This is a genomic window from Sorangium sp. So ce1153 (assembly GCF_051521595.1).
Taxonomy (GTDB): domain Bacteria; phylum Myxococcota_A; class Polyangia; order Polyangiales; family Polyangiaceae; genus Sorangium.
Window position 1 is genome coordinate 632,835 of sequence record NZ_CP150361.1, and the last position, 12,890, is coordinate 645,724.

At 73.6% G+C, this 12,890-nt stretch carries 9 protein-coding genes and 1 riboswitch; of the genes, 2 read left to right on the forward strand and 7 right to left on the reverse strand.

Going from position 1 to position 12,890, the window contains the following annotated elements:
* Nucleotides 1–21: 21 nt before the first annotated feature.
* The 6 genes from WME85_RS02245 to WME85_RS02270 form a co-directional block, all read right to left on the reverse strand.
* Nucleotides 22–1,209 (reverse strand): CbiX/SirB N-terminal domain-containing protein, encoded by a 1,188-nt coding sequence (locus WME85_RS02245; protein WP_437834896.1) that lies wholly within the window; start codon nt 1,207–1,209, stop codon nt 22–24.
* A complete protein-coding gene (locus WME85_RS02250) occupies nt 1,185–2,033 on the reverse strand; it encodes an energy-coupling factor ABC transporter ATP-binding protein (RefSeq protein WP_437834897.1) in 849 nt (282 codons plus the stop codon). The genes WME85_RS02245 and WME85_RS02250 overlap by 25 nt, the downstream gene beginning before the upstream one ends.
* Nucleotides 2,030–2,791 (reverse strand): CbiQ family ECF transporter T component, encoded by a 762-nt coding sequence (locus WME85_RS02255; RefSeq protein WP_437307382.1) that lies wholly within the window; start codon nt 2,789–2,791, stop codon nt 2,030–2,032. Before WME85_RS02255 ends, WME85_RS02250 begins: the two co-directional genes overlap by 4 nt.
* Complete coding sequence (locus WME85_RS02260; RefSeq protein WP_437834899.1) at nt 2,781–3,119, reverse strand: hypothetical protein; 339 nt, start codon at nt 3,117–3,119, stop codon at nt 2,781–2,783. The genes WME85_RS02255 and WME85_RS02260 overlap by 11 nt, the downstream gene beginning before the upstream one ends.
* The gene (locus WME85_RS02265) at nt 3,116–3,793 is read right to left on the reverse strand and encodes an energy-coupling factor ABC transporter permease (RefSeq protein WP_437842227.1); all 678 of its coding nucleotides are present in this window, start codon (nt 3,791–3,793) and stop codon (nt 3,116–3,118) included. The genes WME85_RS02260 and WME85_RS02265 overlap by 4 nt, the downstream gene beginning before the upstream one ends.
* 132 nt (nt 3,794–3,925) lie before the next feature.
* Nucleotides 3,926–4,131: riboswitch (cobalamin riboswitch) on the reverse strand.
* A gap of 1,325 nt (nt 4,132–5,456) precedes the next feature.
* Nucleotides 5,457–6,284: an enoyl-CoA hydratase/isomerase family protein gene (locus WME85_RS02270; RefSeq protein ID WP_437834901.1), complete on the reverse strand. Its 828-nt coding sequence runs from the start codon at nt 6,282–6,284 to the stop codon at nt 5,457–5,459.
* Between the two features lie 740 nt (nt 6,285–7,024).
* Here WME85_RS02270 and WME85_RS02275 point away from each other — a divergent pair.
* Together WME85_RS02275 and WME85_RS02280 are read left to right on the forward strand one after the other, a co-directional pair.
* Nucleotides 7,025–9,076, forward strand: a complete 2,052-nt coding sequence (locus WME85_RS02275; protein ID WP_437834903.1) for an arylsulfatase — start codon at nt 7,025–7,027, stop codon at nt 9,074–9,076.
* Between the two features lie 85 nt (nt 9,077–9,161).
* The gene (locus WME85_RS02280; protein ID WP_437834904.1) at nt 9,162–11,480 is read left to right on the forward strand and encodes a multiheme c-type cytochrome; all 2,319 of its coding nucleotides are present in this window, start codon (nt 9,162–9,164) and stop codon (nt 11,478–11,480) included.
* A 275-nt stretch (nt 11,481–11,755) separates the two neighbouring features.
* On the opposite strand, the gene WME85_RS02285 is transcribed toward WME85_RS02280, so the two are convergent.
* Nucleotides 11,756–12,646, reverse strand: coding sequence for a 3-hydroxyacyl-CoA dehydrogenase family protein (locus WME85_RS02285; protein WP_437834906.1), 891 nt, complete (start codon nt 12,644–12,646; stop codon nt 11,756–11,758).
* Between the last annotated feature and the right edge of the window lie 244 nt (nt 12,647–12,890).

Here is a 12,890-nt window from a genome sequence, read left to right on the forward strand (position 1 = left end):
GCATCTCCAGGGAGCCGCGCCTCATTGCATGATGTCGTCCACGAGCCGCGCCACCAGCCGGTCCCCGAGCAGGTGCTCTTCCACGAGGTCCTTCGCGTCCTCCTCGCGGACGCCGCGGTACCAGACCCCGTCCGGGTAGACCGCGACCGTCGGCCCCTCGCCGCAGCGCCCCATGCACGAGGTCTTCGTCACGCGGATCTGCTGCTGCTGCCCGGCCTGCTTCACGCGGCGGCGCAGCGACTCGAGCAGCGCCAGGCTGCCGCGGTCCACGCAGTCGGCGTTGCCGCAGACGAGCACGTGCTTGCGCAGCGAGCGGTGCGCGTGCGGGTGGTTCGACGCCTGCGTGTGCGTGAGCGTGTGGCGCACGCTGTAGAGCATCGCCTTGAGCCCGCCGACCTCCCGCGCGAGCCCCGGCAGCGCCGTCCGGTACATGCACGTGTCGCAGGGGAGCGGCGCCTCGCCGGCGAGCGCCTGGCGCGCCCGCTCGTCGATGAGCCCTTCGAGCGCGCTCGACCGGCCGAGGTGCGGCGCGAGCGACGCGCGGATCCACGGGTACGTCGCCGAGAAGCGATCGACCTGCTCGGCGAGCTTGGTCATCAGCCGCCCGGCGAACAGGAAGTAGGGCACGACCACGACGCGCTCGGGCCGGTGGCGCGCGACGCGCTCCAGCGTCTCCTCGACCGACGGCCGGGTGATGCCGATGAACGTCGGCTCGACCAGCTGGAGCCCCCGGCCCTCGCCGATGAGGCGCGCCATCTTGCAGAAATCGCCGTTCGCGTCCGGGTCGCTGGCCCCGCGGCCGACGACGACGAGCGCGGTCCGGGCCCGCGCCGCCGGCTCTTCCGGCAGCACGGACGCGGCGCGCTCGAACGCGAGCTCCGCGAGCGCCGGGTGTACGCCGAGGTGCCGCGCCGCGGAGAAGCGCACGCCCGGGTGGGCCGCGCGGGCCTGCTCGAGCGCCAGCGGGATGTCGTTCTTCACGTGCCCCGCCGAAAAGAGGAAGAGCGGCACGACCGCCACCCGGGACACCCGCGCGGCGAGCGTCGCGAGCGCGTCGGCGAGGTACGGCGTCGCCAGCTCGATGTAGCCGTGCTGCACGACGACCTCGGGCCGCGCCGCGCGGTAGTCGGCCACGAGCGCCTCGAACTCGGCGTTCGACGCGGCGTCGCGGCTGCCGTGGCCGATCAGCAGGAGACCGGTGTCATGCATGCGAGCGCCTCCTCCAGGGTGAGCGGGAGGCCTGCGAGGCCCCGCGGGTGCGCCGGGGTCATCCGGCTCCAGAGCTCCGCGACCCACGGCCGCCGCATCCGCGCCCGCGCGAGGAGCTCCCCTCGCGCGAACACCTCCCGCGGCGGCCCGTCCGCGAGGACCTGCCCGTCGCCGAGCAGGACCGCGCGCGTGGCGAAGAGCGGCACGAGATCCACCGCGTGGGTCGCGGTGACCAGCGTGGTCCCCTGCTGCTCCGCGAGCGCGCGCAGCGTCCGGCACAGGGCGAGCTCGCCCTCGGGGTCGAGCCCCGCCGTCGGCTCGTCGAGGAGCAGCACGCGCGGCTGCATCGCGAGCATCCCCGCGATGCACGCGCGCTTGCGCTCGCCGAAGCTCAGCGCCTCGATCGCCCGGTCGGCCAGGTGCGCGATCTGCACGGCCGAGAGCGCCGCCTCGGCGCGGCGCCGCGCCTCGGGCGCGGGCAGGCCGAGGTTCCTCGGGCCGAAGAGGACGTCGTCGAGGAGCGTCGCGCCGAGCAGCTGGTCGTCCGGGTCCTGGAGCACGAGCGCGGCGCCCGCGGCGACGGCGTCCGACGGCGAGCCGACGCGCCGCCCGGCGATCTCGACCCCGCCGCCGGGCGCGGGGAGGAGGCCGACGAGCGTCCGGAGCAGCGCGGTCTTGCCGGCGCCGTTGCCGCCGAGCACCGCCACGGACTCGCCCGCGGCGACGTCGAGGCGCACGTCGCGGAGCACGGGCTCGCCGCCGCGGTAGCCGATCGCCGGCGCGCGCAGCGCGATGGCCAGCGCGCGCGGCGCGATCGCGCTCACCCTGCGCCTCCGGCGGCCACGCAGAGCGTCAGCGCCGCGAGGGCGGCGGCGGCGAAGGCGAGGTTCGCGGCGGGCGCGCTCGCCCGGCCGTCGGCGACGGGGAGCTTGCCCTGGTAGCCGCGGAGCTGCATCGCGACGGCGACGTGCTCGGAGCGCTCCAGGGTCCGCAGGGCCACGACGCCCGCGACGGCGCCGGCCGAGCGCGCGGCGGCGCCCGGGCGCGAGAACCCGCCACGGAGCGCGGCGGCGCTCCACGCGCTGTCGGCCGCGCGCTGCAGCACGCCGGCGAAGCGCCGCGCCAGCGCGAGCAGCTCGACGAGGGCCGCGGGCGCGCCGAGGCCGGCGAGGGCCGCCTCGATCTCGGCGGGCGCGGCGGCGCGGGAGAGCCACCGCAGCACCGCGGCCGCCGCGAGGACGCGGGCGCCGAGGGTGGCGGCGCGGCGGGCTCCCTCGCGCGTGACGGCGTCGAGCGGGAACGCCGCGCCGGCGAGCAGCGGCTCCCCCGGGGTGAGCGCGAGCGCGAGCGCCGCCGCGACCCCGCCGATCCACGCGGCGGGCGCGAAGGCGCGGAGGATCGCGCCGGCGGTCATGCCCTGGAGCCGGAGGGCCGCGCACGCGAGCAGGAGCAGCGCGGCCGGGGTCCAGGGCGAGCGCGCGCCCGCGGCGACGCAGCACGCCGCCACGGCGGCCCCGAGGCGCAGCCGGGGGTCGACGTCGCGGAGGCGCTCGCGGCGCCGCGCCGGGGGGTCAATCGGCACGGAGGCCCTGTCCGCCGGGCTTGCCGGCGGGCTGATCGGCGCGCTCCACGAAGAGCACGCGCGCGTAGTAGCCGATGGCGAAGCCGGCGAGGAGCCCTGCCCAGAGGAACGCGAAGAGGAGGAGATCGCCCTCCAGCCCGGCGAACAGCGGCCCCGTGTCGTGGCGCCCGGCGTCCTCGGCGACGCGGCGGACGACGGCCTCGTCGACGCCGTCCCAGGAAGCGCCGCCGCACCCGGCGAGCCAGGCCGCCGCGGCGAGCGGCAGCGCGGCGGCGAGCGCGGGCCGCGCGAGCGCGGCGGGCCGGCGCGGCGCGGGCCGCCGCGTCACGACGCCCCCGCGGCGAGCGGGACGACCCGGAGCCGCTCGAGGATGTCGGGTCGCCGGGCGCGCAGGAAGACGAGCGCCCCGGCGGTCATGGCGCCCTCGAGCAGGCCGAGCGGCAGCTGGGTGGGGATGAAGGCGACGGCGACGCCCGTGAACATCGAGGTCACCGAGCCCTCGCCGGCGAGCCCGAGCGCGAGCTCGAGCGCCGTCGTCGCGTACGTGGCCCAGTCCGACGTGACGCCGGCCAGGAACCCCGCGACCCAGAGGTTCGCGCCGCAGCGCCGCGCGAGCCGGAACACGAAGTATCCGGTGAAGGCGCCCGCGATGCCCATGGACGCGACGTCGGCGCCGAGCGTCGTGAGCCCGCCGTGCGCGAGGAAGAGGGCCTGGATGAGGAGCGCCACGACGGTGACGAGGACGGTCATCCAGGGGCCGATGAGCACCGCGGCGAGCCCGGTGCCGCACGGGTGGGAGCAGGTCCCTGCGGTGGGCACCGGCACGGGCATGCACGAGATCGCGAAGACGGCGGCGGCGACGAGGCCGACGAACGGCTTGTAGAAGGCGTCCCGCTGGGTGCGCTGCCGGAGCAGGTGGAGGGCGATGGCGACGAAGGGCAGGGCGAGCGCGTTCCAGACCGCGCACCAGCCGAGCGGCAGGACGCCCTCCGCGAGGTGCATCGCCGCCGCGGGCCGCGCCGCGAGCAGCGTGGCCAGGAGCACGGCAAACGGGAACACAGGGCGGCCGGGAAGACCGGTTTGGGCGCTCCGGGTGAAGTCCGCACCCGGACGCCACGAAGACGTGCGCAAGCTGCACCTCGTGGGACTCGGGTAGGTCTCCCGGCTCATGGGTTCAGGGAGCTGCTCCAGCTCCCGGCGCTGCGTCCACCTTCCCGGGTCTCGTGGGCAGGCCCAGTGGTCTTCGGATGCAGCTCCCCATTCACGGTGGCGGGACCGCGCCGGTTTCGCACCGGCTTCCCTGTTATGCCCCTGAGGGCACCCGAGGAATGGATTGTCAGGTGGATGCTCGGTAGTCCCGTTTCGCGCCCGGCGTCAAGGAGGTCGCGTCCCGGCCGCTGCGGAGGCGCCGGCCCGGCGCCGCGCGCTCGCCGGTGAGCTCCCGCGGGCTCCCCTCGCGCTTCTTTGCGGCAGGTGCGGCGCACGGCGGGCGCGGCTGACGACGGACGACGCGGCTCACGGCGGATGCGGCCGACGGCGGACGACGCGGCTCACGGCGGATGCGGCCGACGGCGGACGCCGCGGCTCATGGCGGATGCGGCCGACGGCGGACGCCGCGGCTCATGGCGGATGCGGCCGACGGCGGACGCCGCGGCACACGGCGGGCGCGGCTGACGGCGGACGAAGCGGGTCATGGCGGAAGCGGCCGACGGCGGACGAAGCGGCTCATGGCGGAAGCGGCCGACGGCGGACGAAGCGGCTCATGGCGGAGCCGCGCTGCCGGTACGCCGGCCGCGCGAACTCCCACCGTCCAGCCCGCCGCGCGCCGTCCGAGCCCCTCGCCGGAGGTGCCAGCACCTTGTTGCTCACTCCCTGGCGTTGCTGCGAGCGAGCGACCCGAAGCTTTCCTGCGCGCCGCCCGCCGGATGTTCCGCCTGACGGCAGACAGGCTGGGCCAGGCTGAGCTCCCTCTTATCGATGCAATCAATGCAATGGTGGAGGCCGAGAAATTGACCCAGACGCACAGGCAAGAGTGGTTGGTCAGGTTCTATCCTCTGCTTCCGTAGTAAACGCTATTTACATATCCTTCACACGTCCCCTGCGCACGGCGCTGCGCGCGACGGCGCCCTCCTCGGAGGCACGCACCAGGCGCTGCCGCTCGTGCGCCCGGTGGCCGGTGCGGCGCGGCCTTCGCACCAGCGTGCTTGGTTCGGCCGGGCCCTTTACTTATGGAAGTCGGTGTTCCGCGCCCGGCGCGCGGCGCGCGAGCGCTGGTGTTCTCTTTTCTCAGAATTCGAGGAGCTCATCGCGCGAACGCTGAACTCTGCGGATGAGTATGCCCGGCTCGGACGTGCATTTCAGGATATCGCCGGTGTGCGCGTCGCGTCGTCGCCTGGTTGCCTTCACGCCGTGAGCAATCCGCTCACTGGCGCGCATGCCTTGCACTTTGTGATCGACAGCGCGCTTCCGGGTGCCACACTCTGCTCACCGCATGCGCGCCGGCGCAGCCCCCCAGCCCGGCACGCATGCGGTCTTTCCTTGCACACCGCGGTGGACGTTCGATGTTCAGGCGCGGTTCACCTGCCGCGCTCATGTCGGGTCCCCCCTTCCGGCATGAGACGCGGTCTTTTGCTTTCTGGTTGGTTACCTTCTGGTTGGCCGCTCGTTACTTCCCGGTGAACTCAGCCTTCGATTTCGCCAGGAACGCTTTCATTCCGAGCTTCTGGTCGTCGCTGCCGAAGAGGGCGGCGAACGCCTGGGCTTCCAGCTCGTTGGCGGCGGCGAGGTCGAGGCTCTCTCCGCGCAGGATGACGCGCTTGGCGGCGGCGACGGCGAGCGGCCCGCGCGAGGCGATCTTGAGGGCGGTCTCGCGGGCGCGCGCGAGGAGCTCGGCCGCCGGGAACACGGCGTTGACGAGCCCGATGGCGAGCGCCTGTTCGGCGGTGATCATGTCTCCTGAATAGACGAGCTCGCGCGCGCGGCCGACGCCGACCCGGCGCAGCAATCGCTGGGTCCCGCCGAACCCCGGGATGACGCCCAGGTTCACCTCGGGCTGGCCGAGCCTGGCGCCTTCCGCGGCGTAGATGAAGTCGCAGGCGAGGGCGAGCTCGCAGCCGCCGCCGAGCGCGAAGCCGTTGACGGCGGCGATCACGGGGAAAGGGGCGGTCTCGATGAGGTCGGCGAGGCGGTGGCCGGCGTCGGCGAACCGCTTCGCGGCGATGCTGTTCATGGCCGCCATCTCGGCGATATCGGCGCCGGCGACGAACGCCTTGCCGGCGCCGGTCAGCACCGCCGCGCGGACCTCGTCGCCCTCGGCGGGCGCGAGGAGCTCGTGGAACGCCGCGGTGAGCTCGCCGAGGACGGCGGGGTTCAGGGCGTTGAGCTTGTCGGGCCGCTGGATGGTCACGGTGGCGACGTGGCCTGTGCGCTCGACGGCGACGAACTGGAGGGGACCGCGCGCAGGCGCCCCCGGCTGCTGTTCTTGAGCGGTCATGGACCGTGGCTAGCAGCGCGCCGCGCCGGGGGGAAGCGCCCGCCGTTCCCCGGGAAAGGCGCCATGTCGTGCCCGCTCGCGCCTGCCATGCCTGGCCCGAGGAGCCGCTGTCGGCCGCGCGGCGGGGGCTGGCCCGAGGCTCGAGCCCACCTGTCCCCGCCCAGCGGCGCATTCTGGAATGATCATTCCAGAACGATCAGCCCCGATGCGCCGCTGGAGCGAGGGACACGTGAGCCCGGCAGATGCCGCGCGGCGCGGTGAGCAGGCGTTCCAGCTCGGCAACCCGGCGAGGCGTCCCGTGCAACCAGGTACGAACTCGGGCCGCGAACTTTTGTGGTGGCGAATCGTCTTGTATAACGCCCGAACTTCCGTTATAACGGACGAATGTTCACTTTCCTCGTTACCGCGCGGACGTTCGGGTCTCACGCGGGGGCGTGCTGTCGAGCGAGCACCTGGCGTTCTTGCTGTAGCTAGCCGCATGCGCCGCGGCGCGAGCTGCGGCGCGGAGAACAGAGCGAGGCAGCGCGCCCGCGTCCATGGCGACGCGCCGCGCTGCCGTTCGTCGTGACGGCCGAGCCACGCGGCTCATCACCGTCAGAGTCCGCCCTTCCTCGAGGCGCGCCCGGCGGAGCTCCGCCAGCGCGCGAGCCGAGGCGTCCTTCAGGATAACGGCGGGCGCTCGCGCCGACGACGTTCGACTCCTTCATGCGGCTGCTTTCAGCACTCCCAAGGAGACATGTATGAAGCGGTTCTTCGAACGTCATCGATGGATTGGTTCGGCGCTCGCGAGCGGGCCCTGGTTGCTCGCCACGCTGCTCGGCCCGATCGGCTGCGAGAGCGACGACAGCTCGGGCAGCGGCGGCAGCGCCGGTCAGACCGGCAGCTCGAGCGGGGGATCGGGCGATTCCACGGTTGGCGCCGGCAGCACCACGGGCACGACGGGCGGCGCCGGTGGCGGTGGCAACTCGGGCGAAGGCGGCACCGGCGGCGCGACGGGCGGAGGTGGCAACTCGGGCGAAGGCGGCACCGGCGGCGCGACGGGCGCCGGCGGAGGTGGCAACTCGGGCGAAGGCGGCGCGGCGGGCGCTGGCGGCGGTGCAGCGGGCTCGGGCGGCGCCGGCGGGGCCGGAGGTGCTGCGGGCGAAGGCGGCGGCGGTGCAGCGGGCTCGGGCGGCGCCGGCGGGGCCGGAGGTGCTGCGGGCGGGGGCGGCGCGGGCGTCGAGCTGCCCAACATCGTCACGATCGTGGCCGACGATCTCGGCTTCTCGGATCTCGGCGCGTTCGGCGGCGAGATCAGCACCCCGAACCTCGATACGCTCGCCGCCGAAGGCCGCATCCTCACCGGGCACCGCTCCGGATCGCTGTGCGCGCCGACCCGCGCGATGCTGGTGTCCGGCACGGACAGCCACGCCGTCGGGCTGGGCCGCATGGGCGGTGGTACTGGACCGCAGGCAGGGCAGCCCGGCTACGAGGGCCACCTGACCGACAACGCGCTGTCCGTCGCCGAGATCCTGAGAGACGCCGGCTATCACACGTACATCGCCGGCAAGTGGCACCTCGGCGACCAGGAGGATCAGAGTCCGCCGGCGCGCGGCTTCGAGAAATCGTACGTCCTGCTCCCCGGCGTGGCGGCGTTCTTCAACGAGTTCTCCGACCCGCCCACGACCGCGCAGGGTCAGCTCTATCGCGAGGACGGCGTGTACACGCAGCCGCCGCGCGACTTCTACGCGACCGAGTTCTACACGGACAAGCTGATTCAGTACATCGAGAGCAACCGCGCCGACGGCAAGCCGTTCTTCGCGTTCGCCACGTACACCACGCCGCACTGGCCGCTTCAGGCTCCGCCAGAGTACATCGACAGGTACCGCGGCCGCTACGACGCGGGCTACGACGCCATCCGCGAGCAGCGCCTCGAGCGGCTCAAGAGCCGCGGTGTGATCCCCGCGTCGTTCACGCCGAATCCTCGCTTGCCGAGCGAAGGCAGCCACCCGAAGACCTGGGAACAGCTGACGCCGGAGGAGAGGACCTACGAGGCGCGGCGCATGGAGATCTACGCCGCCATGGTCGAGAACCTCGACGCCAACATCGGCAGGTTGATCCAGTACCTCAAGCGGGTCGGCGAGTACGAGAACACCTTCATCTTCTTCCAGTCCGACAACGGCGCGGAAGGTGGCAATCGCGAGGGCTTCGCCGCAACCGACCCGAGCCGATCCGGGCCGGTGGTGAACACGCTCGAGAACCTGGGTCGACCGGGGTCGTACATCGGCGTCGGACCCCGCTGGGCCGAGGTGAGCGCCACGCCGTTCCGGCTGTGGAAGAGCTACACGAGCGAGGGCGGCATCGCCGTTCCGGCCATCGCCCGGCTGCCGGGTCAGCACGAGTCCAGGCCGCAGTTCGACGGAACCACGCACGTGATCGATTTTCTGCCGACCGTGCTCGAGCTGGCCGGTGTGCCCGATCCGGGGAGCACCTACAAGGGCAGGGGAGTCGAGCCGATCAGCGGGCGCTCGATCCTGCCGGTGCTCGAGGATCGGGCGACCGTCGTGCGCGCGCCCGGTGAGACGTTGATCTGGGAGCACGGCAACCACCGCTACGTGCTCCGCGACAACTGGAAGCTGCTGTGGCTCAGCGCGCCCTACGGCCCGACGCCGCGCGCCTGGACTCTGTACGATCTGGCCGCCGACCGCGGCGAGATCAACGACGTCTCCGCGGCTCATCCGGACGTGGCGGCCGAGCTCGCCGCCGCGTGGACGCAGTACGCCGCCGACCGCAGGGTCATCCTCACCGAGTAACCGCTCACCCTGCCGCACGCGAGACCCGGGCGTCTCTGCACGACACGACCCGGGTCTCGCGGCGGTGCTCGCCTCCGCTCCGCCCATGGCTGATTCCCGACTCGTTCGCTGGTGGCCCATCGCCGCCCTGACCCTGGCGCTCGCCGGGCTCGTGGTCTGGCGCGCGCTCGCGGGCGCCCCCGCCCTCACGCCGGCCGACGCCTCCACGGCGAGCGCTGCGAGGGCGAAACCCGGGGCGGCGCACGGCGACGCCGCGGAGGCCTCGTCAGCTGCCGCAACGCCGGTAGGCCCGACGGAGCGCTCGCCAGAGCGCGCAGCGACTGGCTTCGTCGGCAGCGATCGCTGCGCCCCGTGCCACGCCGAGGAGCACGCCGCGTGGCAGGGCTCGCAGCATGCGCGGGCCATGCAGCACGCGAGCGCTGCCACCGTGCTCGGGAACTTCGAGGGGGCGCGCCTGCGTTACGCCGGTCAAGTCCACCGCTTCGAGCACCAGGACGGGAAATACTGGGTCACCACGGACGGCCCCGATGGCCAGCTGCACCGCTACGAGGTGCTGTACACCTTCGGCGTCGAGCCGCTCCAGCAGTACCTCGTTGCCGGCCCGGGTGGACGCCTGCAGGCGCTGCCGTTCGCGTGGGACTCGCGCCCCCGGGCACGCGGGGGGCAGCGCTGGTATCACCTGCACGAGCGCGAGAGCGTGCGCGCCGGCGACGTGCTGCACTGGACCGCGGCCAGCCAGAACTGGAACCACATGTGCGCCGAGTGCCACTCGACGCACGTCACGAAAGGATACGACGCGGCCGCGGACCGCTTCACCACCACCTGGTCCGAGATCAGCGTCGGGTGCGAGGGCTGCCACGGCGGCGGCGCGCGCCACCTCGACTGGACCGAGGCTCGCACGCCGGACCCCTCGAAGGGCCTCGAGGTGCGCTTCGACGAGCGTCAGAACGCCACGTGGACGCGGCTGCCGAGCGGCACCGCGCAGCGTGGCAAGGGCCCCTCGAGCGGCACCGAGAGCGCCACGTGCGCGTTTTGCCACAGCCGCCGCGAGACCCTCTCGCAGCCGCTCCGCCACGGCGCCCCGCTGCTCGACAGCGTCGCGCTCGAGCTGCTGACCGAGCCTTTTTACACGCCTGACGGCGTGATGAGCGACGAAGTCTTCACTTCCGGCTCGTTCCAGCAGAGCAAGATGGCGCACGCCGGCGTGACGTGCAGCGACTGCCACGAGCCGCACTCCGGCCGTCTGCGCGCCGAGGGCAACGGCGTGTGCGCGTCCTGCCACGAGCCGGCGCGCTTCGATGTCCCCGCGCATCACCACCACGCCGCGAGCACCGCCGCGACGCCAGCCGCGCCCGCCAGCGCCGCGCCCAGCGCGCCCGCTGCTCCGCGCTGCGTCGACTGCCACATGCCGGCGCGCACGTACATGGGCGTCGATGTCCGTCACGATCACGGCTTCCGCGTGCCTCGGCCGGATCTCTCGGTCCGCCTCGGGATCCCGAACACGTGCGCTGACTGCCACGGGCAAAAGCCCGCGAGCTGGGCTGCCGACGCCGTGCGAGCCTGGCTCGGCCGCCCCGCGCAGAGCTACCAGACCTACGCCGAGGTCTTCGCTCGCGCGCGCACCGCGCCCGGCGACCCGGCCGTCGCCGCTGAGCTCCAGCAGCTCGCGACCGACAGCGCCATTCCCGCCATCGCGCGCGCCACCGCGCTCGCCTCGCTGCGCGTCGCCCCCACGGCCGCGTCGCTGGCCGTCCTCCGCTCCGCGCTCGCCGATCCCGACCCGCTGCTACGGCGCGCTGCGCTCGGCGCGCTGGGGAGCTACGACCCTCGTCGCATCGCGGCCGTCGCCGCGCCGCTCCTCGTCGATCCCGTGCGCGGTGTGCGCGCCGAAGCCGCGCGCGTGCTCGCGGGTGTCGACCTCGGCGCCCCGTCCGAGCGCGCCGCGCAGAACCTTGACGGAGCGCTGCGCGAGTACATCGCCACGCAGACCCTCCACGCCGATCGGGCCGAGGCCCAGAACAACCTGGGCCTCGTCTTCGCCCGCACGGGCAAGCCGCGTGACGCCGAGCAGGCCTACCTCGCCGCGCTTCGCATCGAGCCCGGCTACGTCCCCACCTACGTGAACCTCGCCGACCTCTATCGCGAGCTCGGCCGCGACGCGGACGGCGTCGCGCTGCTCCGCCGCGGCGTTACCCGCCTTCCCGAGCAGGCCGAGCTGCTCCACTCGCTGGGGCTCGCCCTGGTCCGGCAAGGCCACAAGGACCAGGCGCTCGAGCCGCTGAAGCGCGCCGCCGAGCTCGCGCCCGAGCAGCCTCGTTTCCAGGCCGTCTACCAGGCCGCGCTGGCCGCCTTGCGGCCATCCCCCCCGGCTGCTCAAGCCCAGCCGTCTCTCGGGCGCCCATGAGCTCCTGATCGCCCGTCTCCCTCGCGCGCGGCCACCGCTGCACAAATCCACCCCTCCCGCTGGAGAGAGCCAGCGGGGGAGGGGGCGCCGCGCGGGGGGGCCGGCGGGGTAGGGCCCCACAAACCCGAGCGCCGGCCCGCTCCGTGCGTCTCGCGCCCGGACCGACCCACCCGTTCCCACGGCAATAGCCCCCCAAAAGGCGCGAGTTTGTGGGAGGGGCCCCCGCCGGCCCCCCCGCGCGGCGCCCCCTCCCCCGCTGGCTCCGCTGCAGCCGGCTAAACCGCCCGCCCGCTCTTCTGCCCCTTGTCGTCGTACACGTAGAACCCCCGCCCGCTCTTCTTCCCGTACCACCCCGCCGCCACCAGGTTCCGCAGCAGCGTGGGCGCCCGGTACTTCGAGTCCCCGAACTCCCGGTGGAGCACCTCCGCGATCGAGAGCACCGTGTCGAGCCCGATCAGGTCGGCCAGCTCGAGCGGCCCCATCGGGTGGTTCAGCCCGAGCCGCGCCCCCGCGTCGATGTCCTCGGGCGTGGAGAGCCCCTCCTGGAGCGCGAAGCACGCCTCGTTGAGGAACGGGATCAGCATCCGGTTCACGATGAACCCGGGCTGGTCCTTCGAGGTGATCACCGTCTTGCCGAGCCCCACCGCGAGCGCCCGGACGGCCTCGTACGTCGCGTCCGACGTCTGCACCCCGCGGACGAGCTCGACCAGCTTCATCAGCGGCACCGGGTTCATGAAGTGCATCCCGATGACCAGCTCAGGCCGGCTGGTCACCGCCGCGAGCCGCGTGATCGAGATCGACGACGTGTTCGACGCCAGGATCGCCCCTTTCGGCATCGCCGCGTCAGCGAGCTTGAAAATCCCGCTCTTCACGTCGAAGCTCTCGGTCACCGCCTCCACGGCGAGGTCGACCCCCGACAGGCCGGCGATGCCGTCGGCCACCGCGACGCGGCCGAGGAGCGCCTCCCGCTCCTCCGCGGCCATCTTGCCCTTGTCCACCTGCTTCGCGAGGATGGCGGCGATCTGGGCCTTGCCCGACTCCGCCAGCGCCCTCGAGACGTCGCACAGGACCACCTCGAGGCCCGCGGCCGCGGCGACCTGGGCGATGCCTCGCCCCATCTGGCCCGCGCCGATCACCCCGAAGCGCTTGATCGTCGTAGCTTCCATGGCCGCGGTTGATACCCGAAGCGGAGAGCGCGGTGAACCGCCCTCGCCCGCAGCCGCGGACGCGGACGCGGACCCCGATCCACCGCCCGGCGGCCGCGGACGTCCCCGGCGCAGAAGCGCGCGAAAGCTCCGCCCGCGCTTCCAGCCCCGCGGGGGCGACGATCCTTGAAACCGTGTCGTCCGCCCGGCTATCTTCGCCCGGCCCGTGAACGGACCGGACCGATCTCGCGAGGTCCGCGGAGAG